The sequence below is a fragment of the Janthinobacterium sp. EB271-G4-3-2 genome, from assembly GCF_020858035.1.
Lineage (GTDB): Bacteria > Pseudomonadota > Gammaproteobacteria > Burkholderiales > Burkholderiaceae_D > Janthinobacterium > Janthinobacterium aestuarii.
The window spans coordinates 266408-288653 of the sequence record NZ_JACYMG010000003.1 but is presented as its reverse complement, the minus strand read 5'-3'; the positions used below and the strand labels follow the sequence as shown (position 1 = coordinate 288653).

20 protein-coding genes are annotated in these 22246 nt (G+C 65.1%); 4 read left to right on the top strand and 16 right to left on the bottom strand.

Annotation, left to right across the window (positions count from 1 at the left end; translation table 11 throughout):
* Positions 1–34: 34 nt before the first annotated feature.
* Positions 35–1507 carry a glucose-6-phosphate dehydrogenase gene (gene zwf / locus IGS55_RS09115; RefSeq protein WP_034750861.1) on the bottom strand — a complete coding sequence of 491 codons (1473 nt, stop codon included), beginning with the start codon at positions 1505–1507 and terminating at the stop codon, positions 35–37.
* A gap of 563 nt (positions 1508–2070) precedes the next feature.
* Here zwf and IGS55_RS09110 point away from each other — a divergent pair.
* Positions 2071–3024, top strand: a complete 954-nt coding sequence (locus IGS55_RS09110; protein ID WP_034750860.1) for a chemotaxis protein — start codon at positions 2071–2073, stop codon at positions 3022–3024.
* A gap of 240 nt (positions 3025–3264) precedes the next feature.
* Here the strand turns inward: IGS55_RS09110 and IGS55_RS09105 are convergent, their stop codons facing one another.
* Positions 3265–4161 (bottom strand): SMP-30/gluconolactonase/LRE family protein, encoded by an 897-nt coding sequence (locus tag IGS55_RS09105; protein WP_230519158.1) that lies wholly within the window; start codon positions 4159–4161, stop codon positions 3265–3267.
* A gap of 14 nt (positions 4162–4175) precedes the next feature.
* Positions 4176–5840 carry a glucose-6-phosphate isomerase gene (gene pgi, locus IGS55_RS09100; protein WP_230519159.1) on the bottom strand — a complete coding sequence of 555 codons (1665 nt, stop codon included), beginning with the start codon at positions 5838–5840 and terminating at the stop codon, positions 4176–4178.
* Between the two features lie 336 nt (positions 5841–6176).
* On the opposite strand from pgi, the gene edd reads away from it, so the two are divergent.
* The 3 genes from edd (at position 6177) to IGS55_RS09085 (ending at position 9299) form a co-directional block, all read left to right on the top strand.
* Positions 6177–8090: a phosphogluconate dehydratase gene (edd, locus tag IGS55_RS09095; protein WP_128142235.1), complete on the top strand. Its 1914-nt coding sequence runs from the start codon at positions 6177–6179 to the stop codon at positions 8088–8090.
* A 3-nt stretch (positions 8091–8093) separates the two neighbouring features.
* A complete protein-coding gene (eda, locus tag IGS55_RS09090) occupies positions 8094–8723 on the top strand; it encodes a bifunctional 4-hydroxy-2-oxoglutarate aldolase/2-dehydro-3-deoxy-phosphogluconate aldolase (RefSeq protein WP_230519160.1) in 630 nt (209 codons plus the stop codon).
* A 63-nt stretch (positions 8724–8786) separates the two neighbouring features.
* On the top strand, positions 8787–9299 hold the full coding sequence (locus IGS55_RS09085) for a Rhs element Vgr protein (protein WP_230519161.1): 513 nt from the start codon (positions 8787–8789) through the stop codon (positions 9297–9299).
* Positions 9300–9307: 8 nt separating this feature from the next.
* On the opposite strand, the gene IGS55_RS09080 is transcribed toward IGS55_RS09085, so the two are convergent.
* From IGS55_RS09080 to IGS55_RS09020, 13 genes are read right to left on the bottom strand one after another with little or no spacing between them, the layout of a single operon-like run.
* The gene (locus IGS55_RS09080; protein WP_230519162.1) at positions 9308–10333 is read right to left on the bottom strand and encodes a LytR C-terminal domain-containing protein; all 1026 of its coding nucleotides are present in this window, start codon (positions 10331–10333) and stop codon (positions 9308–9310) included.
* Between the two features lie 13 nt (positions 10334–10346).
* A complete protein-coding gene (locus tag IGS55_RS09075) occupies positions 10347–11294 on the bottom strand; it encodes a type II secretion system F family protein (protein WP_230519163.1) in 948 nt (315 codons plus the stop codon).
* A gap of 19 nt (positions 11295–11313) precedes the next feature.
* A complete protein-coding gene (locus tag IGS55_RS09070; protein WP_139091497.1) occupies positions 11314–12288 on the bottom strand; it encodes a type II secretion system F family protein in 975 nt (324 codons plus the stop codon).
* A gap of 10 nt (positions 12289–12298) precedes the next feature.
* Positions 12299–13666 (bottom strand): CpaF family protein, encoded by a 1368-nt coding sequence (locus tag IGS55_RS09065; protein WP_230519164.1) that lies wholly within the window; start codon positions 13664–13666, stop codon positions 12299–12301.
* 27 nt (positions 13667–13693) lie between these two features.
* The gene (locus IGS55_RS09060) at positions 13694–14845 is read right to left on the bottom strand and encodes an AAA family ATPase (RefSeq protein WP_230519165.1); all 1152 of its coding nucleotides are present in this window, start codon (positions 14843–14845) and stop codon (positions 13694–13696) included.
* A 36-nt stretch (positions 14846–14881) separates the two neighbouring features.
* Complete coding sequence (locus IGS55_RS09055) at positions 14882–15400, bottom strand: TadE/TadG family type IV pilus assembly protein (protein WP_230519166.1); 519 nt, start codon at positions 15398–15400, stop codon at positions 14882–14884.
* A 10-nt stretch (positions 15401–15410) separates the two neighbouring features.
* Positions 15411–15878: a TadE/TadG family type IV pilus assembly protein gene (locus IGS55_RS09050; RefSeq protein ID WP_230519167.1), complete on the bottom strand. Its 468-nt coding sequence runs from the start codon at positions 15876–15878 to the stop codon at positions 15411–15413.
* A gap of 7 nt (positions 15879–15885) precedes the next feature.
* The gene (locus tag IGS55_RS09045) at positions 15886–17436 is read right to left on the bottom strand and encodes a Tad domain-containing protein (RefSeq protein ID WP_230519168.1); all 1551 of its coding nucleotides are present in this window, start codon (positions 17434–17436) and stop codon (positions 15886–15888) included.
* 46 nt (positions 17437–17482) lie between these two features.
* A complete protein-coding gene (locus tag IGS55_RS09040) occupies positions 17483–17770 on the bottom strand; it encodes a hypothetical protein (RefSeq protein ID WP_230519169.1) in 288 nt (95 codons plus the stop codon).
* 9 nt (positions 17771–17779) lie between these two features.
* Entirely contained in the window at positions 17780–19369 is a 1590-nt protein-coding gene (locus IGS55_RS09035) for a type II and III secretion system protein family protein (RefSeq protein ID WP_230519170.1), read from the bottom strand.
* Between the two features lie 22 nt (positions 19370–19391).
* On the bottom strand, positions 19392–20240 hold the full coding sequence (cpaB, locus tag IGS55_RS09030; protein WP_230519171.1) for a Flp pilus assembly protein CpaB: 849 nt from the start codon (positions 20238–20240) through the stop codon (positions 19392–19394).
* Entirely contained in the window at positions 20237–21583 is a 1347-nt protein-coding gene (locus IGS55_RS09025) for an ATP-binding protein (RefSeq protein ID WP_230519172.1), read from the bottom strand. Before IGS55_RS09025 ends, cpaB begins: the two co-directional genes overlap by 4 nt.
* 33 nt (positions 21584–21616) lie before the next feature.
* Positions 21617–22237 (bottom strand): methyltransferase family protein, encoded by a 621-nt coding sequence (locus IGS55_RS09020; protein ID WP_230519173.1) that lies wholly within the window; start codon positions 22235–22237, stop codon positions 21617–21619.
* Between the last annotated feature and the right edge of the window lie 9 nt (positions 22238–22246).

Here is a 22246-nt window from a genome sequence, read left to right as displayed (position 1 = left end):
CTGCCCATCTGCGGGCAGGCCCCTGTTTTGCCTGTTAATCCTCGGGTAATGCTTCTTCACGCCACTGCAAGCCATCGCGGCCGATCAGTGCGCTGGCGGCCGCGGGGCCCCAGGTGCCTGCCGTGTACGGAATCGGCGCGCTGTCGTTCTGTTCCCAGTTGTCGAGAATCGGCTCGACCCATTCCCAGGCCGCTTCCAGTTCGTCGCCGCGCATGAACAGGGTCAGCTGGCCGCGCAGGACGTCGAGCAGCAAACGCTCGTAGGCGTCCATGCGCGGGGTCTTGAACGATTCGCGGAAATCGAGCTCCAGTTCCGCCGGTTTCAGACGCATGCCGTCGCCCGGAGTTTTCGCCATCAGGTTCATGCGCAAGCCTTCGTCCGGCTGCAGACGGATCACCAGGCAGTTCGGCTGGAAGCTCGACGTCGGCTGGTTGAAGATCGAGTGCGGGATCTGCTTGAAGCGCACGACGATCTCGGCCAGGCTGTCGGCCATGCGCTTGCCCGTGCGCAGGTAGAACGGCACGCCGGCCCAGCGCCAGGTGTCGATTTCCGCCTTCAGGGCAACGAAGGTTTCGGTGCGCGAATGTTCCGGCGCATCGGGCTCGTCGCGGTAGCTCGGCACGGTGGCGCCATCGACATGGCCGGCGCGGTACTGGCCGCGCACGATGTTTTGCGCCAGGGTGGTGGGTGTGAATTTTTTCAGCGAGCGCAGCACTTGCAGCTTTTCATCGCGCACGGCGTCAGGCGCGATCGAGGTCGGCGGTTCCATGGCGACGATGCACAGCAGTTGCAGCAAGTGGTTTTGCAGCATGTCGCGCAGCGCGCCCGACGTGTCGTAGTAACCCATGCGGTTGCCCACGCCCAGCTTTTCGGCGATGGTGATCTGCACGTCGGAAATCCATTCGCGGCGCCACAGCGGTTCGAACAGGATATTGCCGAAGCGCAGGGCCAGCAAGTTCTGCACGGTTTCCTTGCCCAGGTAATGGTCGATACGGTAGATCTGCGATTCCTGGAAAACCTTGCCCACTTCGGCGTTGATCTGCTTGGCGCTGGCCAGGTCGCGGCCCAGCGGTTTTTCCAGCACCACGCGCGAATTCGGCGTCACCAGGCCGTTGTCTTCGAGGTTGTCGCAGATCAGCGCGAACAAATGCGGCGGCGTCGCCAGATAGTACACGCGCGTCAGGTCGGCATCGCCGCGCAGCGCTTCGACCAGAGGTGCGTACGTGGCCGCATCGCTGGCGTTGAGCGACACATACACGATGCGCGCGCAGAATTTGCTCCAGGTGGCGGCATTCAGGGTGCTGGCCTTGATATGCGGGCGCGAGTTGGTTTCCACCATTTTCAGGAAGGCATCCTGGCCGCTGTCCTGGCGGCCCACACAGATGATGCGCGCCGTCGGCGGCAAATCGTTCGCGACGTCGCGCGCATACATTGCAGGCAACAACTTGCGCATTGCTAAATCGCCGCTGCCGCCAAACAGGACCAGGTCAAAATCGGTAAGTGCCATAAGTGAGTGTCGTCGCAAAAGTAAAAGGGCCGGAGCGGGGAGGAAGCCGACCGGAAGTGCCAGTCTGTCGCTACTATAATCGGTGGTGTAAATTTACTACGTAGAACAGGCAATTGCAAGAAATTTTACTACATTCCAGCCGCCATCGTCGCCATTTTGCCCGCTATGCATGCCTGGGATGCCGGCATGGTCATTATATGCCGTTCGCTGGCCTTGATAGGCTATCGCGATTTGCACGCGGCGTTTCAAAGTAACCATGGTTGCCAGGGAAATTTCTAGTTCTCTACTTCATCATTTGCGCTGTAGCAACAGGCAAAGCAAGAAATGCTGTCAGGATCGCCGTTGGCAGCGTAAAGTAGCTTTGGAGAAAGTAAAAAACCGTATAATTCAAGCTCGAATCGATAGCAACTATTGGTTGTAAGAAATTGTACGATACACACTGCACCGCTAGCGCCGGCCATGCCCCGAACCCGCCATCCGACGTCCATGCGAAGTGCAGTCCGCATTGTCCGCAGCATCAGGGGCAGGCGACTTAACTTTACAAGACGGCTCAAGGGGACACAATGAATTCAATGCAGCAAGATGTCGATGAACGCACCAGCCTGACAGGCAATAACAAATTCGAACTGTTCCTGTTCAAGCTGGGCACCAGTGATCACTCGACCAGCCGCGAACTGTTCGGCATCAATGTGTTCAAAGTCCGTGAAATCATGGAAATGCCTGCCATCACGGCGGTGGCCGGTTCGCACCCGCACATGCTGGGCGTGGTCAATATCCGTGGCCAGATCGTGCCCGTGATCGACTTGCCGATGGCGGTCGGCTGCAAGAGCAGCGGCTTGAAGATCCTGATGGTGACCGAATTTGCCCGCTCGACACAGGCGTTTGCCGTGGAAGAGGTCGATGAAATCGTGCGCCTGGAATGGAACCAGGTGCTGTCGGCCGAATCGAGCGTCGGTGGCGGCCTCGTCACCAGCATCGCCCGCCTCGATGGCGATACGGACAAGACGCGCTTGGCGCAAGTGCTGGACGTGGAGCAAATCCTGCGCAACGTGCTGCCGTCGGGCGATCCCGACGTGGACGAAAACAGCATCGGCCCGCAAGTGCGCTTGCCGGCCGGCGCCGTGATCCTCGCGGCCGACGATTCTTCGCTGGCCCGCTCGCTGATCGAAAAGGGCCTCGAAGCGATGGGCGTGCCTTTCATCATGACCAAGACGGGCAAGGAAGCGTGGGAACGCCTGCAGGCGATCTCGGCCCAGGCGGCCACGGAAGGCAAGACGGCGAAAGACAAGGTCGCGCTGGTGCTGACCGACCTGGAAATGCCGGAAATGGATGGCTTTACCTTGACGCGCAACATCAAGAACGATGGCCGCTTCTCCAACATCCCCGTGGTGATCCACTCGTCGCTGACGGGCTCGACCAACGAAGACCACGTCAAGGGCGTGGGTGCCGATGGGTATGTGGCGAAGTTTGTGGCGGCTGAATTGGCCGAGACGATACGCAAGGTACTGTCGCGGTAATCGGACGCGGCCATGGCCAACACTGTTGTCGGATTACGCGGGCCTTCGTCCCGCTAATCCGGCCTACGCCGTTGCGCAAGAAAAAGCGCCGGACCCTCGCGGGTGCCGGCGCTTTTTTTTGCTGGCAAACGATTACGGCTGGTCCGCCACGCCTCTGGGCACGTGGCAGTCCGGTAGGTCGGATTAGCGCAGCGAAGCTGCGCGTAATCCGACGCCGCCACGCTCAACAATGGTGTCGGATTACGCCTGGTAAGCTGTTTCCGGCTGGCCTGCCACGTCCACGCGCACGGACAAGACGTGGCCCGTCAACGGGTAGTCGGCGATTTCGGTGGCGGAGCGGTTGTGGCTGGCGCTGGTGATGTACAGGGTGCGCAGATCGGGGCCGCCGAACGTCACCATGGTGGGGCAGCGCACGGGCACGGTGATTTCGCCCAGTAGGTGGCCGTCGGGGGCGAAGCGCAAGATCTTGCCGCCTTCAAACATGGCCGACCAGTAATTGCCTTCGCTGTCGACGGCCGCGCCATCGGGGCGCCCGCCGTAATCAAACGCTTTCTTGTCCGTGGAAAAACGCTGGAACGGTTGCGGCGCGGAAATCGCACCCGTGGCCGCATCGAAATCGAAGCGGTCGATGCGGTGCGTGGTGGTATCCGAGTGGTACATGGTGCGCTTGTCCGGGCTGAAGCCCAGGCCATTCGACACGGTCATGCCGCCCGACCAGACCTTGCGCACTTGTCCCTTGTCCAGCACGAACATCTCTGCAGCGTCAGCGTTGCGCGGCTCGAAAATCGTGCCGACCCAGAAGCGGCCCGCCGGGTCGACCTTGCCATCGTTGAAGCGCGTGGTGCTCATGTCGAACGGCGCCGGGGCGATTTCCGCCAGGCTGCCCGTCTTCGTGTCGAGGTGGGCAAAGCCGCTGCGCAAGGCCACGATCAGGCCGCCGCCGGCGTTGATGGCCAGCGCCGACGGTTCCGTCGGCATATTCCACTGCTCATGCTTGCCGCTGGCCGGGTGCAAGCGGTGCACGGCGCGGCCATCGATGTCGACCCAGTACAGGGCCGCTTCCTTGCCATGCCATAGCGGGCATTCGCCCACTTGCATGGCTTTGTCGCTGACTACCTTGATTTCGTAAATATTCATAAACCTCAATTAAGTTAATACGCCGCCTTGGCGGCTTTAGCCAGGGCAATCAAGCCATTGGTCGAGCTGTCGTGGTGGTCGGGACGGGCTTCGCCCGTCAGTTCGGCCTGGATTTTCTTGGCCAGCACCTTTCCCAGTTCCACGCCCCACTGATCAAAACTGTTGACGTTCCACAAGACGCCCTGCACGAAGGTCTTGTGTTCGTACAGTGCGATCAGGGCGCCCAGGGTGGTCGGGGTCAGCTGGTCCATCAGGATGGTGTTGCTGGGGCGGTTGCCGGGGAAGGTCTTGTGCGGCACCAGCGCGTCGATCTCGCTTTCCGGCAAGCCTTGTGCCTGCAAATCAAGACGCACTTCCTCGCCCGTCTTGCCCTTCATGAAGGCTTCCGACTGGGCGAAGCAGTTGGCCAGCAGGGCGTCGTGGTGGCCCGGCAAGTCGTGCGTGGCGCGCAGGGCGGCGATGAAGTCGATGGGCGTGATGTCCGTGCCCTGGTGCAGCAGCTGAAAATACGCGTGCTGCGCATTCGTGCCGCAATCGCCCCAGATGACGGGACCGGTCGGCACGTCGACGGGCACGCCATCCTTGGTGACGCGCTTGCCATTGCTTTCCATGTCCAGCTGTTGCAAGTAGGCGGCAAAGCGGCTCAAGTCCTGGTGATACGGCGCGATGGAAACGGAGCCGCAATCGAGGAACTGGCGGTTCCAGAAACCGACCATGGCCAGCACGACGGGCATGTTGTCTTCCAGCGGGGCCTGGCGGAAATGCTGGTCCATCGCATGCGCGCCGGCGAGGAAATCGCTGAAGTATTCAAAGCCGACGGACAGGGCCACGGCCAGGCCGATCGACGACCAGACGGAGTAGCGGCCGCCGACCCAGTCCCAGAACGGGAACATATTGTCCGGCGAAATGCCGAAGTCGACGATGGCTTGCGTGTTGGTCGAGACGGCCACGAAATGTTGCGCCAGATCTTTTTCTTCGCCTTCGAGCAGGAACCAGGCGCGCGCCGTGTTGGCGTTGAGCATGGTTTCTGCCGTAACAAAAGTTTTCGAAGCCACGATGAAGAGCGTTGTTTCCGGATCGACTTTGGACAAAGTCGCTTCCATGTCGTGGCCGTCGACGTTGGACACAAAGTGCATTTCCAGGCCCGGGTTGGCGTAGGAGCGCAGGGCCAGGCACGCCATTTTCGGGCCCAGGTCCGAGCCGCCGATGCCGATGTTAACGATGTCGCAGATCGGCTTGCCCGTGTAGCCGAGCCAGCTGCCATTGCGCACCTTGTCCGTAAACGCTTTCACGCGTCGCAGCACATCTTGCACGTCGGCATCGATATCCTGGCCATCGACGACCAGCCTGGTGCCGCGTGGCGCGCGCAAAGCCGTATGCAGAACGGCCCGATGTTCGGTAAGATTGATTTTCTCGCCAGCGAACATGGCTTCGCGCTGCGCTTCCACGCCGCGCTCGCGCGCCAGGTCCATCAGCAGGCTCATGGTGGTGGCGTCGACCCGGTTTTTCGAGTAGTCGAGCAGCAGGCCGGCCGCATCGACGGTCATGCTGGAAAAGCGGGCGGGGTCGGCCGCGAACAGCTGGCGCAGATGCACGTCGCGCAGGCTGGCGCTATGCGCTTGCAGGGACTGGAAACTGGCGGTGGCGGTGATGGCGGGAGTAGGTGCTGGCTGGCGCATGGCGGTCGGCTTGGGTGCTTGTCTCGGTTGAAAGGAGCGCGGCGCGTTCGTCGTGGCGAACAGCGGATCCGGCGTTGGTATGAGAATAATACATCAGAAAAACGTAATTTCACTACAGTTTGTGACGCGAAGCGGATTTTGTTGTGCTTTTTTTAGCGATGGCACGAGTGACATATAAGAGCCACGTTGGCAGGTGTGGTTACGCGATATTGCCCGGGTTTGCCTTGATACGCCGCAATCTGTCGCTTATTTGTGTTGCTGGCCCATGCAAGAGTGCTTCTTCTTCACCATTTTGTAGTAAAATTTCACGAAATACTCATTTTTAAGGAAATCCATATGGCGCTGCATCCAGTAGTCGAATCCGTAACAGCGCGCATCATCGCGCGCAGCCGGCCATCGCGCGGCGCCTACCTGGCGCATCTGGATGCGGCCCGCATCCAGGGCGTGCAGCGCGGCGCCCTGTCGTGTACCAACCTGGCGCACGGCTTTGCCGCCTTTCCCGCCAACGACAAGCTGTCGCTGAAGGAATACAAGAAGCCGTCCGTGGCCATCGTTTCCTCGTACAACGACATGCTGTCGGCGCACCAGCCGTTCGAAGGCTTCCCGCAGATCATCAAGCAAGCCGTGCGCGAAGTGGGTGCCGTCGCCCAGTTCGCCGGCGGCGTGCCCGCCATGTGCGATGGCGTGACGCAAGGCCAGCCGGGCATGGAACTGTCGCTGTTTTCGCGCGACACCATCGCCATGTCGACTGCCGTGGCGCTGTCGCACAATATGTTCGACGCCGCCCTGTACCTGGGCGTGTGCGACAAGATCGTACCGGGCCTGTTGATCGGCGCGCTGCACTTCGGCCACTTGCCGGCCGTCTTCGTGCCGGCCGGCCCGATGACGTCGGGCCTGTCGAACAAGGAAAAAGCCCAGGTGCGCCAGCTGTATGCGCAAGGCAAGGCGACGCGCGAAGACTTGCTCGAAGGCGAATCGAAAGCCTACCATGGCGCCGGCACCTGTACCTTCTACGGCACGGCGAACAGCAACCAGATGCTGATGGAAGTGATGGGCCTGCACATGCCGGGCGCCGCCTTCATCACGCCGAACACGCCGCTGCGCGATGCGCTGACTGTGGCCGCCTCCCAGCGCGCCGCCGCCATCACGGCGCAAAGCGCCAGCTATTTGCCGGTCGGCCATATCGTCGACGAGAAATGTATCGTCAACGCCGTCGTGGGCTTGCTGGCCACGGGCGGCTCGACCAACCATACCCTGCACCTGGTGGCGATTGCCAAGGCGGCCGGCATCGTCATCGACTGGAACGATTTCAACGAGCTGTCGGCCATCGTGCCGATGCTCACGCGCATCTACCCGAACGGCGACGCCGACGTGAACCATTTCCACGCGGCCGGCGGCACCGGTTATCTGATCCGCGAATTGCTCGATGCTGGCTTGCTGCACGAAGACGTCAACACCATTCTCGGCCACGGCTTGCGCGCGCACTGCATGGAGCCGTTCCTCGGCGAAGACGGCAAGGTCTTCTGGAAAGATGCACCGGCCGCCAGCGCCGACGAAAACGTGCTGCGCCCGGCTTCGAACCCGTTCGCGCCGGACGGCGGCATGGTGCTGGTCGCCGGTAACCTGGGCCGCGCCGTGATGAAGGTCTCGGCCGTCAAGCCGCAGCACCGCACGGTGGAAGCGCCCGCGCTCGTGTTCAATTCGCAGGAAGATTTCATGGCCGCCTACAAGGCGGGCACCCTGGACCGCGACTTCGTCGCCGTGCTGCGCTTCCAGGGCCCGCGCGCCAACGGCATGCCGGAACTGCATGCGCTGACGCCGGCGCTGGCCAATCTGCAGGATGCGGGCCGCCACGTGGCGCTCGTGACCGACGGCCGCATGTCGGGCGCGTCGGGCAAGGTGCCGGCCGCCATCCACGTCTCGCCTGAAATTCTCGCCGGCGGCCCGCTGGGCCTCGTGCGCGACGGCGACATCATCCGTCTCGACGCGTTTACCGGCGTCTTGGAGGCGCTGGTGCCGGCCGACGTCTGGCACGCGCGTTCGCTGGTCACCGCCGACCTGTCGCCGAATCACATCGGCATGGGCCGCGAGCTGTTTTCCATGTTCCGTTCCACCGTCAGCGCGGCGGAAGAAGGTGCCACCACCTTCGGCCTGCCGTCGCCGATTCCCACCACCGTCGCCTTGCACGACGCCGACAATGTCGGTGATACCGTACCGGGTTCCGATGAAGACTTTTTGGCTAGGAAATAAGAGATGACCATGACACTACTGGAAATTATGCGCACCTCGAGCGTGATCCCCGTGATTGCGATCGACGATCCTGAACACGCCGTACCGCTGGCGCGCGCGCTGGTGGCGGGCGGCATCCGCGTGCTGGAAGTGACCCTGCGCACCAAGCACGGCCTGGAAGCGATCCGCGCCATGTCGGAAGTACCGGGCGCCATCGTCGGCGTGGGTACCTTGACCCGTCCCGAGGAGTTCGTCCAGGCGCGCGATGCGGGCGCCGTGTTCGGCGTGTCGCCGGGCCTGACGTCGGCCCTGGTGGCGGCGGCGAAAAGCAGCGGCTTGCCATTGCTGCCAGGCGTGATGACGCCAGGCGAAGTGATGGCGGCGCGTGAAAACGGTTTCCAGCAGCTGAAACTGTTCCCGGCCGTGCCGGCGGGCGGCATCGGCATGCTCAACGCGATTTACGGCCCGCTGCCGGACATCACGTTCTGCCCGACGGGCGGCATCTCGCAAGAGACGGCGTCGCAGTTCCTGGCGTGCAAGAACGTCGCCTGCGTGGGCGGCTCGTGGCTGACGCCGAAAGACGCGATCGCGGCCGGCAACTGGGACCGCATCACGGAAATCGCCAAGGCTGCCAGCGGCCTTCGTTCGGTTTAAGCGGTACCGGCGCGGCAGGCTTTCATGCTTGCCGCGCTTTTTCCCCTACTCCTCATGCGAGTCTTGCGCCGCCCCCTCACCATCGGCGAAACCGCCATGGCCCGCAGCGTCTTCCAGGGCGCCATCGACTACGCGCGCGTGCGCGTCGTGCGCGGCTCCTTCCTGCCGTTCGGCTTGCAGGACCAGAACACGGCGATGACGCCGCGCGGCAGCCTGCACTTCATGCCGGCCCAGTACCGCGACGACTTTTCCCGCGAAGGCAACAGCGGCAAGCTGTTCTTCATCCACGAGATGGTGCACGTGTGGCAGTACCAGCTCGGCTACGGCGTGCTGCTGCATGGCGTGCTGCTGGCGCTGCGCGGCGGCTACATCGGGCAGCGCGCCTACCGCTACGATGCGCAGGCGGGCGGCGTCCTGTCCGACTTCAACATGGAGCAGCAGGGCGACATCATCGCCCACTACTTCGGCGCGCGCCAGTTGGGCATACCCGCCTATGTGGCGAAACTGCCGCAGCTGCAGGATATCCTGCAGGGCTTCCTGATCGACCCTGCCGACCGCCGCCTGCTGCCACGCTGACGCCACTGCTACAGTGCCGTGTTCGATGCCAGGCGCACGTCCGGTGCGCGCAGGCTGGCCGCCGCATCCTTGCCCAGCAATAAACGCAGGTCGGCGCCCGCGCCGATGCCGCTGTCGCCGGCCGCCTGCAGCTGCGGCATGCCGCCCAATGCCAGGGCCAGGGCGGCGGCTGCCTCGGCGTGGCCGGGACGGTAGACGATGCTGCTGGCCTGGATGCCGTACGGCCGCTGGTTGCCCAGCCGCAGCACGCTGATGCCCATGCCGCCCAGCATGCCGCGCATGCGCGCCGCCATCCCCGTTTCGCCGTTGCCGTTGATGACTTCCAGCCTTGGCAGGGGCGCCGCCGGTGCCAGCGGCGCCACCGGTTTTGCCGGGACCGGCACGGCGGCGTGCGCCGCCACGGGAGCGTCGCGCCAGCTCAGCGCGTAGATATTCGGCTGCAACCGCGTCAGTTGCAGGCGGCTGGCCGGCGCCGCTGGCGCGGGCGCCGGCGCCAGGTCGGGCGCGATGGCGTCCGCAGTGACGTCGACTGTGGCTATGCTGCGCGCCAGCGCCGCGATGGTGAGATCCAGGTTGGCGCGCGCCGGCTGCTGGCCGTTGTCGAGCTGCAGCGACTGGCGCAGCACGGCCGCCGCCTGGGCATACTCTCCCTGCAGGTACAGCACGTAGCCGAGGTTGTTGTACGTCCTGGCCGTCGGCGCCTCTTGCGCCAGCGCCTGCAGCATGGCGCGCGCCGTTTCCAGCTGGCCCAGCTGTGCGTGCAGCACGGCGGCGCCATTGCGCGCATCGGCCGAGTCGGGCGTGAGCAGCAGGGCTTCGCGGTACGCTGCCATCGCCGCGCGCGGGTCGCCCAGTTCCTGCATGCGCTTGCCCAGCTTGCAGAAAGCGGCGCTGCGGGTGGCGGGGCTGTCATCGATGCGCGCCTGGGGCGGCGCAGCATGGTTGCTCTGAGTGGCCGGACCGGGCAGGTGGCCGCAGGCGGGCAGCAGGCCGGCGCAGGCGAGCATGAGCATCGGTGTGGTATGCTGTGACATGGCGGTTCTCCGGTCAGCTGCCGCTGCCCATGCTGGGCAGGAGCACGCGGTAGATTTGCAGGAAGGCTGGTCCCATCAGGACGACCAGCAGCGAAGGGAAGATGAAAAAGATCAGCGGGAACAGCAGCTTGAGGGCGATCTTCGCCGCTTCTTCCTCGGCCATCTGGCGGCGCTTGGTGCGCAGCTGGTCCGACTGCACGCGCAGCGACGCGGCGATGCTCGTGCCGAAGCGCTCGGCCTGGATCAGCATGGCCACCAGCGCGTCGACATCCTCGACGCCCGTGCGCAGGGCCAGGTTGCGCAGCGCCCGCTCCTTGGTGTTGCCGGCGCGCAGTTCCAGCATCACCAGATGCAATTCCTCGGCCAGCACGGCGCTTTTCAGGGCGATCTCGGCCGCTACCCTGGCCAGCGCCGCATCCATGGCCAGGCCCGCTTCCACGCACACCGTCATCAAGTCCAGCGCATCGGGAAAGCTTTCGAAGATGTCGCGCTGGCGCCGCTTGATCATTTGCGCCAGCACGATATTGGGCAGGTAGTAGCCGATGGCGGCCACGATGAGCAGCCAGAACAGCAGTGCCTTGCCCGCCACCTGGCTGCCCGAGGCGCTCAGCCCCAGGAACAGCAGCAGGGGCAGGCCGATGGCCAGCATGGTCTTGGCGGAAAAGAACAGGATGGGCGCCGACGCCTGGCGCAGGCCGGCATTCATGAAGCGCCTGCGCATCACGGAGCCTTCCCAGCCCTGGTCGGGCAGCGACAGTTTGGCCAGCGGGCCGCTCAGGCGCACCATGCGCGCCAGCCAGGGGCTGGGCGCGGAGGCGCCTGGCGCCGCCGCGCTCTTGCCGGTGGCGTTGTCCATGCGCTGGCGCAAGGGATCGGGGGCAAAGCTGCGCATGGCCACCAGCACGGTGCCGAAGACGGCGATGAAGAGCAGGGCGAGAAAGGCGAAATGGACGGGATTCATGAGGATTCTCCTTGCGGGCTCAGACGCGGATGCGGATGATATTGCGCATGACCAGGATGCCGCACACCATCATTACCAGTGCGCCGGCGAGCATCTTGCGTCCGCCCGGATCGACGAACAGCATTTCCAGAAATTGCGGATTGGTCAGCTGGATCATGGCCGCCGCGCCGAAGGGCAGCAGCGACAAAATCCAGGCCGACAGCTTGCCCTCGGCCGACAGCACGCGCACCTGTCCCAGCAGCTTGATGCGCTCGCGGATGATGCGGCTGATGCTGTCGAGCAGCTCGGCCAGGTTGCCGCCCGTTTCGCGCTGGATCAGCACGGCGATGACGAAGTAGCGCAAGTCCGTGCTGGGCACGCGCGTGGCCAGGTTCATCAGCGCGTCCTGCATGGCGATGCCGAAATTGACCTCGTCGAAGGTGGCGCGAAATTCCACGGCCAGCGGCGCGTTCATTTCATCGCCGACCATTTTCAGGGCGGTGGGGAAGGCGTGGCCGGCACGCAGGGCGCGCGCCATCAGGTCGAGCGCATCGGGCAATTGCTGTTCGATGCGCTGCAGGCGCTTGGCCTTGGCGCGCAAGACCACCAGCAGCGGCAGCAGGGCCGCGCCGGCCACCAGCGGCAGGAGCAGCAGCCACGGCACGCTGAAGTAGCTGAGCAGCAAAAATGCGGCGCCGGCCGAGGCCAGCATCACGCCGGCGAAGCTGGCCACGCTCCAGGTCATGCCCGACTGTTCCAGCAGGCGGTCGAGCGCATGCACGCGGGGCACGCTGAGCAGCACGCGCTGCAGGGACGGGGTGTCGCTCAGCAGGCGTTTCTTGATCATCGAGCTGCCCGCGTCGCCATGCGCGCCGGCCGACATGATGCGCAGGCGGCGTGCGACCCTTTCCGCTTCCGGGCCGCGCGAGGTGTTCCACGCCAGGTACACGCCCTCGATCAGCAGTACCACGGCGATGAAGGTGAGGATGGCGAATACGTAATAGAGATAGTCCATGATGCTCCCCTTAATGGTACTGGCGGGCGGGATCGAACAGCGTTTCCGGCAGGCTGATGCCGAAGGCGCGCAGGCGTTCCAGGAAACGCGGCCGCACGCCGCTGGCATGGAAATGCCCCTGCACCGTGCCGTCCTCGCCGATGCCCGTCTGGCGGAAGGTGAAGATTTCCTGCATGGTGATCATCTCGCCTTCCATGCCCGTGATTTCCTGGATCGACGTCACCTTGCGCTTGCCGTCCGTCAGGCGCGACACCTGCACCACCACGCTGATGGCCGAACTGATCTGCTGGCGCATGGCTTTCACGGGCAGGGCCGCGGAGGCCATGCTGATCATGTTTTCCAGCCGCGTCAGCGCGTCGCGCGGCGTGTTCGCGTGGATGGTGGCCATCGAGCCTTCGTGGCCCGTGTTCATGGCGCCCAGCATGTCGAGCGCCTCGGCGCCGCGCACCTCGCCCAGGATGATGCGGTCGGGGCGCATGCGCAGCGCGTTGCGCACCAGCGCGCGCTGCGTCACTTCGCCCTTGCCCTCGATATTCGGCGGGCGCGTTTCCAGGCGCACCACGTGCGGCTGCTGCATCTGCAGTTCGGCCGCGTCCTCGATGGTGACGATGCGTTCGGCCGTGCTGATGAAGCCGGAAATCGCATTGAGCATGGTGGTCTTGCCGCTGCCCGTGCCGCCCGAGATCAGGATGTTGACCTTGGCCTTGCCCAGCGCCTGCAGGGTGGTGCTCATTTCCTCCGTGAGGCTGTGCTTGAGCAGCAGGTCGGCCAGGCGCAGCGGCTGGGCCGAAAAGCGGCGGATCGACATCACGGGGCCGTCGATGGCCAGCGGCGGGATGATGGCGTTGACGCGCGAACCGTCGGGCAGGCGCGCATCGACCATGGGGCTCGACTCGTCGATGCGCCGGCCCACGCGGGAGACGATCTTGTCGATGATCTTCATCAAATGCGCATCGTCGGTGAAGCAGACGTCGCTCAGCTCCAGGCGGCCATGGCGCTCGACATACACCTGGCGGTAGGTGTTGACGAGGATATCGGACACGCCGGGATCGGCCAGCAGCGGTTCGAGCGGGCCGAAGCCGAGCACCTCGTCCTGGATGTCACGGATCAGCGAGCGCCGTTCCAGCTCGTTGATCACCACATTGTCTTCCGTGAGCACGTCGCAGACGAGGATTTTCAGCTCTTCGCGGATCTGTTCGCGCGACAGGCGCTGCATGCCCTCCAGGTCGACGCGGTCGAGCAGCGCCTGGTGGGTACGGTGCTTGAGCTGCTGGTAGCTGTGGCTGGCTGCGCCCTGGTGCGCGGCATCGTCATTCAGGCCGGCGTCATCCTGGGCATAGCCCAGGCGGTCCCGCAGGGTGAGTTTTTCGACAGTCATGATCGGTCTCCGGTAAATGTAGGGGGATCAGGCGCGTGCCAGCAGCCGCGAAACCCAGCCTTGCGCGGCGGGCGGGGTTTCGCCGGCCATGCTGGCGGCCAGTTCCTGCAGGGCGCGCGAGACGGCGTTGTGCGGCGTCAGCTTGAGAATGGGCACGCCCTGGCTGACGGAGGCCGCCACCGCTTCGTAGTGGTTGGGGATGGATTTGTAGACGTGCTTGCCATATGCCGCTTCCAGGTCGGCCACGCGGATGCTGTCGCTGCTGGCATAGCGGTTCAGGATCAGGCGGATCTTGTCTTCGCGGTAGCCGAGGCCGCGGAACACGTCGAGCAGGCGCTTGCCGTCGCGCACATACGGCAACGTTGCCTGCAGCACGGGGAAGATCAGGTCGGCCCGGTCCAGCGCGCGCACGCTGACGGGGTCGAGTCCGCGCCCCACGTCGAGCAGGATGTAGTCGTACTGGCTGCGCGCCAGGGTCAGCAAGCGGTCGATATGGTCGGCTTCGACGTCGGCCGCGTGGGCCGGGTCGTCGGCGGCGGCCAGCACGCTGTAGGCGGGCGTGATCTGGATCATGCTGGCGGTCAGCAGCGAAGCGTCGAGGCGCACGATTTGCTGCGACAGCTGCGACAGGGTGGTGGCCGGCTTGTGGTCAGAGACGAACAGCGCGGCGTCGCCGAACTGCAGGTTCAGGTCGAACAGCGCCACCTTGCGCTGTTCGCCGGCGGCCAGCGCGTAGCCGAGGTTGGCGGCGATGAAGGTGGCGCCGCTGCCGCCCTTGCACGAGACGAAGGCCAGCACCTGGCCCTTGCGCGTGACCTGCTTCTGCAGCTTTTCCTCGATGCGGCGCAAGGCGGCGCACAGGGCCGCGTCGTCGTCCGGCTGCAGCACTTCGCGCACGCCGGCGCGCATCGAGCGCAGCAGGAATTGCGGACTTTGCTGCGGGCATTGCACGATGATGGCCAGGTTCGGATGGCGTCCGCCCAGCAGCTCGAGCTGTTCCAGCTCCGCCTCGCCCGTCAGCTCCTGCTCCAGCAGCAGCAGGTCCGGCGTGACGCCGTTGTCGAATACATCGGGTATGCTGGCCAGCAGGGTGACGCGGTCGGCCGTGCTGCGTTCGCGCAGCAAGCGGGTCAGCCGTTTGAGCTGGGCTTCATTCTTCGAGACGATGACGATATTCACTTGGTACTCCCCGGTAAAAGTGTTCGGTAAAGGCGTTCAGTTGATCTGGAAGCCCAGGCTTTCGGCGTGCATGACCACGACCGAGGCTGGTACGGCGATATTGAGAAAACCGAACAGGCTGACCATCGGCGTGTAGCTGACGTTGTCGATCGATACGCGCACGCTGTCGATGCAGCTGGCCGTGCGCGTGATGTCGCCGCAGGCCGACAGGTTGTCGCCCGGGTCCGCCGGCGGCAAGGTCACTTCGGCGCCGCTCTTGTTCAGGTAGCGGATGGTGATGTTGGCGGCCGTCAGTTCCGGCGCGGCCGGCAGGGCCGTGCCGCCGAACAGGGCCAGGGTCTTGATGGCGTCGGTCTCGTCGACCCAGCGCACCACCGCTTCGCGCGCTGCGCGGCGGGTCACTTCCTGCACCGTGTTGTACAGGTACAGCATGCGGCCAAATTCGAGGATGCCGAACAGCAGTGTGAAAAACAGCAGCGACACCAGGGCGAATTCGACGGCGGCGGCGCCGCGCTGGCATCCGGCTGGAGGCGACGATGAAAGGTGGTGGCGCATGGCGTTCTCCTTACAGCATGTAGCGCATGGTGGTGCGCGGCGAGAGCGGCGTGGCATAGCTGCTGGCCGCGCCGATCACGAAGGGCAGGTACTGGCCCACCGACAGCGTGTAGTTGACGACTTCGACGCGGATGCCGCCCGGCGCCGTGCCATCGTTGCAGTTGCTGTCGTTGAATGCCGCGTCCAGGCAGGTGACCGTCACGTTGGCCGTGGTGAAGTCGCTGATGCCGGCGCTGAGGGCCGCATCGACCACCGTCTGTCTGGCCGCCGGCACGCCCTGCGAGGCGATGCCGGCCTTGGCCTTGACGGACATGTTGCGCGCCGCGTCGCGCGTGGCCTTGGTCAGCGCGTCGTAATACCAGAAGGCGCGGCCGAAGCCGAAGATGCCTGCCAGCAGGGTGATCAGCAGGGCCAGCACGATGCCGAATTCGACGGCGGCGCCGCCGCGCTGCCTGAGGGGGGAGTGGGGGATGCGCATGGCCGCCTCACTTGTAGAGTTTGATTTCGGAATTCGGCACGGGCTCGATCAGGCCCGCGAACTCGACGTCGAGGCGCTTGGTGCCGCTGCTGAAGTCGGCCTTCATCGTCATGAAGAATTTGCCGATACCGACCGCGTTCATGGTGCCGCACGAAGCGGGCCCCACGGGCGCCGTACGGCAGTCGACCAGCACCACGTTGAGGATGCGCCGGTTGCGCTGGCCCGGATGGGCCGGCGACGGCGCCTGGAACGTGGGGCCGCTGGTCTGGTTGTACGGCGAAGGCGGCGTACTGGCAGGAAAGCCTGCGCCGGCGCTGACGGGGTAGCTGGCCGTGTCGAAGTAATTCGCCTTGGCCGTGCTGTACATGGGGTTGGCGTTGCCGTCCGCGACGCTATACGCCGTGCCGGCCTTGGCCGGGGTGGCGCCATTGCTTTGGTAGGCGGGGCCGTAGGACCACAGCACGCCGTAGCCGGAGAACTGGGCGAACGTGGCCGATGGCGCGGGAACCGTGCCGGCCGACGGCAGCTGGTAATTCGGCTTGTTGCCGGCCAGGCTGACGGGCTGCTGGCTGGGCAAGGTGCTGGCGCCCGGTTCCATCCAGCTGGCGGGCGGCGAGCTGGCGGCGGTGGCGGCGCAGGGCGACGCGGCGCCCACGCATGGATATTCCTTGATGTTGGTGTCGGGCGGCGCCGTCGCGGGGTCGCACACGGAAGGGCCGCCGTAATCGTCGAAGCGCGAATTGAGCGAGGCGGCCAGCGACGCCGTCAGCCCCGTGTTCGTGTAGACCTGGCCCGTGCCGCTGGTGATGACGGCGCTGCTGCCCGTGCACATGAAGGGCGCGGTGGAGGCGGCGCTCGCGTGCGAGGCGCTGCAGGTGCCGGGCGGGGCGTCGACAGGGTTGATCAGGTAGGGATCGGACGGGCCGCCCAGCGGATTGAGACCGAACAGGTTGTAGGTGACACCGCGGCGGAAACCGAATTCCACCAGCTCCGTCAGGCCCGTGCCGGCCGGCGCGGCAGGATACGTGTATTGCGCCGTCTTGTTGGCCGGATCGACGGCGCACACGCCGATCGGCGTGACGTCGTTGACGAAACGGCCCGCCACTGCCACGCCCGAGGTGCTGGTGCTGGCGATGCCGGCGATGCCCATCAGGTAGGTGGCGAAGGTCTTGCTGCCCGTGTCGACGCGGATGAAGGTCTGGCCCTGCGGGCTGGTGCGGGCGCTGGCGCCGGACGACCAGGGACCGTCCGGGCTGGGGCCGAACTCGATGTTGGCGGCCGTGATGGTCAGCGCGGTGGAAAAATCGTAGCGGTTCTTTTGCGCGATGGCGATGGCCTTGGCCTGCGCGTTGTCGATGCCGTCCGCGCTTTGATTGAGTTCCACGGCGCCGGCCAGGGCGGCGCTGTCGGCGCCGTTCTGCAGTTCGCTCTTGGCGATGTACAGGTGGCCCAGGTCCAGCACCAGGCCGCCCATGGCAAACAGCACCACCAGGGTCAGCCCCAGCACGATGGCGATCGCGCCCTGCTGCTTGTCGTGCCTGCGAAATGCGGTGTTCATGGCTGTCTCCTGGTGGCCTGGGGGAAGTGCATCGCTGAACTGGCGCCTACTGGCGTCCGCCCACGCCGATGGTGAAGACATTCGGTTGCGGTTCCGGTGCCGCAAACGATTTCTGGTAGCGCTGGTAGGCGCTGACGCCGGCCTTGCCGTCGATGCCGCTGACGGGGTTTGCATTGCGGTAGGCATCCGGATACATGATCTGCTGCGCCTTGAGCAGGGCCACCGATTCGCCGAAGTGCGAATCGAGCACGGGAGTGGTGGTGGCGGCGCAGCCGGCCAGCAGCGACAGCAGCGACAGCAGGGCGGCGCAAGGCAGGCGATGTGCGGTTTTCATGGTGTTCTCCTATTTGAGGTCGAAGCCGGCGGCAGGCTGGGGCGCGGCCGCTTGCGGCTGCATGGGTGCCGGTGTCTGTGCCGCCGCGGGAGCGGGCGCCGGTGCGCTGCCTTCCATTTTTCCCTGCATGAACATGTCGCCGCGCGTCGGCTGGATGTAGCCGTCGGTGGGCAGCTTGTAGTCGGGCGGCAGCGGCTTGACCAGGTGCGGCGTGATGATGAAGACCAGTTCCGAGCGGTCCGTCTGGAAGTCCGTGCTGCGGAACAGGGCACCCAGCACGGGCACTTCGCCCAGGCCTGGCATGGCCTTGATATTGCTGGTCACGTTGTTCTTGATCAGGCCGCCGATGGCGAAGCTCTGGCCGTCGAACAGCTGCACCGTGGTGGTGGCGCGCCGCGTGGTAAACGATGGCAGGATGGCCGTGGCCGAGATGCCCGTGGCCGTGATGCCGATGCCGTCCTTGTTCAGGTCCGACACTTCCGGCGCCACCTTCAGGTTGATGCGGCCCCCTTCGAGCACGGTGGGCGTGAATTTCACGGCCACGCCGAACTCCTTCTCTTCCAGGGTGATGGTGGGCACGCCGTTATTGTTGGTCTGGCTGACGGGGATGAAGATTTTGCCGCCGGCCAGGAAGCTGGCCTCCTGGCCGCTGATGGCCATGATGTTCGGTTCTGCCAGCACCTTGATCAGGCCATCGCGTTTTTGCGCGTCGAGGTTGAAGAAGTTGTTCTTGCTGGCGCCGCTCAAGCCGCTGGGATTGTTGCTGAGCAGGCTGGACAGCAGCGAATACGACCAGCTGCCGATGGTCTTGTTGATGCCCAGGCTGGCGCCCAGCTGGTCGACCAGCACTTTCGATACTTCGGCCACCTTCACTTCCAGCATCACCTGCTGCGGCGCGGCGATCGACAGCAGGTTGATCACACGCGGTGCGGCCGCATCGGGCGTGGCCGCGGGGGGGGCGGCCGCTGCGCCGGCGGCAGGCGCGGCGCCCGAGCTGGCGCTGCCGCTGCGGGCGCTGCGCTGCACATAGGCGTTGGCCAGCGACAGGGCCTGGTCGGCCTTGACGACGTCGCTGACCATGCCCGACAGGATCAGGGTGTCGCCCGCCACCGTGACGTTGATCTTTTCGTTCGGCAGCAGCTCGGCCATGCGTGCCTGCAGGCTGCTGCTGTCGATGCCGACGGCCAGGTCGATGATGGTGGCGTCATTGCTCTTGTTCCACAGGATCAGGTTGGTGGTGCCGACGGAACGGCCCAGCAGGTAGACCTCGTTGGGGTTAAGCAGGATGACGTCGGCGATGCGCGGGTCGCCGACGGACATGCGGCTGGCGGCGAACGGCAGGCGCATCAGGGTCGACTTGCCTTCGGCCAGGCTCATTTGCGGCGCCATCTCGGTGCGGCCGGCGCGCGATTCGCTTTGCGGCGGCGTGGCCTTGGGCCGGGTGGTGGCGCGGCTGCTTTTGGCCGCCCCGGTGTCGGCGGCAGCGGCGGTGGCGACGACGGGTTCACCGCGTGCCTGGGGCGCCAGGGCGCCGATCAGGGCGAGGGCAAGCGCCAGGCTGAGTACCCGGCTTCCGCTTGCTGTGCAATATGTGCTCATGGCGTGACTCCTCTGGTGCGGGTTAGAATTGTTGGGAGCTGCGTTCCAGCCCCTTGATGACATCGACCTTTGGACCGGCCGTTGGCGCGGGTCCGGCGGCGGGACGGCGGCGTGGCAGCGGCTTGGCTTGCACCATGGCGGCGGGGGCGGCCATGGCGACCTTTTCATCGAGCAAGCTGGACTTGGTGGCGCCTTCCGTGTTGACGGGCTTGTCCTCGATCTGGTTGCGCAGCACCAGCGACAGGGTGCCCACGCTGCGCGCCAGGTCGAGTTTTTCCGCCTGGTCCGGCGTCAGCTCCAGGGTCACGGCGTTGACCACCTTGGGCTTGGTGTCGTCGCGGCTCGATTCCTGGGCGATGGCCAGCACGAGGATGCGTTCGAGCACGATCTTGGAAATGTTCGGATCGCGGTCCGGCGTCTTGCGGGCCCCTTCGCCCTGGGTGTTGACGAGGATGTCGACGAAGTTGCCGGGCAGGGCGAAGCCGGCCACGCCCACCACGTCGTTGACGCGCACGGTCATGGCGCGCTTGCCCTCGGCGACGACGGCCGACAGGCCGCCTTGCGTGCCGGGAGGCGCCAGCTTGCCTTCCATGATCGGTTCGCCGTGCTGGATGCTGGTGCGCGTGACGCGCGTTTCCAGCAGTTTCGGATCGTTGATGGCGCCCGGCGGCAGCGCGTTCGATGGCCAGTCCACCATGCGCACCATGTCGGGCGTCAGGCGCGCGCCCAGGCTGATGTCGACCTGGGCCACGGCCACCTTGTTGATGTTGCCCGAGGCTTGGGCATTGATCCAGCGCGCGGCCACGATGACCGCGGCGAACGCCAGGATGACCGCAATGGCCATCATCGTCAGAGCGCGTGCGTTTCTCATTTTGCTTCCCCTTTGTGCTGGACCGCTGCCGGTCCGTTATGTGTGCTTGCAAGGTCGTCATCGCTGCCGAAATAGTTTTGCCATGCCCAGAACAGGACTTCCGGAGACAGTTGCGCCGCGTGGTCTTCATAGCGCGCCTGGTCGCAGACCTGCGCGAGGATGTCGCGCGGATAGCAGGCCAGCAAGGGCCGCTTGTAGAGGCTATGCAGGTGCAGCAGGTAGGTGTAGGAGGCTTCGTCGAAATTGATGCCCAGCTGGGCGCAGGTGCTGCGGAACACGGCCAGGTAGTGGTAGGCGCTCAGGGGCCCCACATGAATCTTGTAGCCGATGCGGCGCAGGAAGGAATCGTCGGCCAGCTGCTGCGGCGCCAGGTTCGACGAGAACACGACGATGACGTCGAAGGGCACGGGGAATTTGTAGCCCGTATGCAGCGACAGGTAATCGATGTGGCGCGCCATCGGCACGATCCAGCGGTTCATCAGCTCCACGGGCGAGCAGCGCTGGCGGCCCAGGTCGTCGATGATGAAGATGCCGTTGTTGGCCTTCAGGTGCGGCGGCGCCTGGTACAAACGCGTGCCCTGGTCGAATTGCAGGTCCAGCATGTCGAGCGTCAGCTCGCCGCCCGTCAGCACGGCGGGACGTTCGGCGCGCACCCAGCGCGGGTCGGATGGCACGGGACCGCCGCGCGACACGGTGTGCAGCATGGGGTCGAGGAAGGGCAGCACTTCGCCGTCGACCATCACGGCATGGGGCAGGGCGATGGCGCCGCTGAGCAAGCCGTTCAGGCGTTCTGCCAGGTAGCTCTTGCCGCTGCCGGCGGGGCCGTGAAAGAACAGGGCGCGTCCGGAATTCATGGCCGCGCCCAGCTGGTCGAGCACGGCCGAACTGGCCACCACGTTGCGAAATTCGCGCTGCACGTCGTCGCGGGTGACCTGCATGTCCGCCACGCTTTGCGCCAGCACTTGGTTGCTGTAATCGGCCAGGGTGACGGGAGCGGGGCCGCTGTAGGCATTGCGGCGCATGTACTCGGCGGCGCGCAGACGGCCCTGGTCGCCCAGCAGATAAGACAGGTCGGCGTCGGTGCCGCTGCCGCCGTTGCGGCGCGCTTCGCACAGTTTTTCGGCGCGCATGAAGGTGAGCAGCGGCTCGAGCACGCCAGCGCCCAGTTTCACATGCGTCGACAGGGCGGGCAGGCCGATCTGGCCCCGCTGGAAGAGTATCTTGACCAGCAGTTCGACGAGGAACAGGAAGGGCAATCCCGTTTCCTCGACCGTGCGTGGCGCGCGCTTGGCGGCCGGTTCGACGCCGCCGTCGTCGCTGCGTTCTGGATAGGTGTCAGGCATGATGGATGCTCCTCTTGCTCGGGTGGCCGGATATCAGAAAATGAAGGGCAGCAGGCGGTACTTCACCTGGCGCATGTAGACGCGATAGCGCACGTCGGTGGACAGGAAGCGCTCTTCGCGCAGCAGGCGCATCACCATCATCGTCATCGTCGCCACATAGATGACGGTGTTGGCGAGCGAGGTGTTGGCCAGCAGGTAGCCGCTCAGGGAAATCAGGTAGCTGGCATACAGCGGATGGCGTATCACGCGGTAGACGCCGCCCGTCTTGATCTCGCGCTGCGCCGCCACCAGGCCGAAGCTGCGGTTCAGCGACAGCAGGCCGGCGATCTGCAGCAGGCTGCCGACGGCCAGCAGGTAGCGCGCGCCTGGCCAGATGGCCATGTCGGCGGGAGACAGGAGGAAGGGGGCGAAGGTGGCGCCGATGGCCAGCAGCCAGTCGCCCGCATCGGTCGAGACGCTGACGGGGGCCGAACGCACGATGAAGAACAGGGCGGCCAGGGTTTCGGCGGCGCAGAACAGCAGATAGCTCCAGTCGCCGCTGTGCAGGAATCCCACCACGTGGGCGCTGGCAAAGAACGTCCACAGGCAAGCCATGGCGATGCTGGTGAGCAGGCTGGCGTGGCGCGAGTGGCAGAAGGTGGCGAGGGTGTCCATGGACAGTTC

What these genes read in the sequence shown, in the direction of transcription:
- zwf (WP_034750861.1), bottom strand. Translation starts at nt 1,507, where the DNA reads ATGGCACTTACCGATTTTGACCTGGTCCTGTTTGGCGGCAGCGGCGAT.
- IGS55_RS09110 (WP_034750860.1), top strand. Translation starts at nt 2,071, where the DNA reads ATGAATTCAATGCAGCAAGATGTCGATGAACGCACCAGCCTGACAGGC.
- IGS55_RS09105 (WP_230519158.1), bottom strand. Translation starts at nt 4,161, where the DNA reads ATGAATATTTACGAAATCAAGGTAGTCAGCGACAAAGCCATGCAAGTG.
- pgi (WP_230519159.1), bottom strand. Translation starts at nt 5,840, where the DNA reads ATGCGCCAGCCAGCACCTACTCCCGCCATCACCGCCACCGCCAGTTTC.
- edd (WP_128142235.1), top strand. Translation starts at nt 6,177, where the DNA reads ATGGCGCTGCATCCAGTAGTCGAATCCGTAACAGCGCGCATCATCGCG.
- eda (WP_230519160.1), top strand. Translation starts at nt 8,094, where the DNA reads ATGACCATGACACTACTGGAAATTATGCGCACCTCGAGCGTGATCCCC.
- IGS55_RS09080 (WP_230519162.1), bottom strand. Translation starts at nt 10,333, where the DNA reads ATGTCACAGCATACCACACCGATGCTCATGCTCGCCTGCGCCGGCCTG.
- IGS55_RS09075 (WP_230519163.1), bottom strand. Translation starts at nt 11,294, where the DNA reads ATGAATCCCGTCCATTTCGCCTTTCTCGCCCTGCTCTTCATCGCCGTC.
- IGS55_RS09070 (WP_139091497.1), bottom strand. Translation starts at nt 12,288, where the DNA reads ATGGACTATCTCTATTACGTATTCGCCATCCTCACCTTCATCGCCGTG.
- IGS55_RS09065 (WP_230519164.1), bottom strand. Translation starts at nt 13,666, where the DNA reads ATGACTGTCGAAAAACTCACCCTGCGGGACCGCCTGGGCTATGCCCAG.
- IGS55_RS09055 (WP_230519166.1), bottom strand. Translation starts at nt 15,400, where the DNA reads ATGCGCCACCACCTTTCATCGTCGCCTCCAGCCGGATGCCAGCGCGGC.
- IGS55_RS09050 (WP_230519167.1), bottom strand. Translation starts at nt 15,878, where the DNA reads ATGCGCATCCCCCACTCCCCCCTCAGGCAGCGCGGCGGCGCCGCCGTC.
- IGS55_RS09045 (WP_230519168.1), bottom strand. Translation starts at nt 17,436, where the DNA reads ATGAACACCGCATTTCGCAGGCACGACAAGCAGCAGGGCGCGATCGCC.
- IGS55_RS09040 (WP_230519169.1), bottom strand. Translation starts at nt 17,770, where the DNA reads ATGAAAACCGCACATCGCCTGCCTTGCGCCGCCCTGCTGTCGCTGCTG.
- IGS55_RS09035 (WP_230519170.1), bottom strand. Translation starts at nt 19,369, where the DNA reads ATGAGCACATATTGCACAGCAAGCGGAAGCCGGGTACTCAGCCTGGCG.
- cpaB (WP_230519171.1), bottom strand. Translation starts at nt 20,240, where the DNA reads ATGAGAAACGCACGCGCTCTGACGATGATGGCCATTGCGGTCATCCTG.
- IGS55_RS09025 (WP_230519172.1), bottom strand. Translation starts at nt 21,583, where the DNA reads ATGCCTGACACCTATCCAGAACGCAGCGACGACGGCGGCGTCGAACCG.
- IGS55_RS09020 (WP_230519173.1), bottom strand. Translation starts at nt 22,237, where the DNA reads ATGGACACCCTCGCCACCTTCTGCCACTCGCGCCACGCCAGCCTGCTC.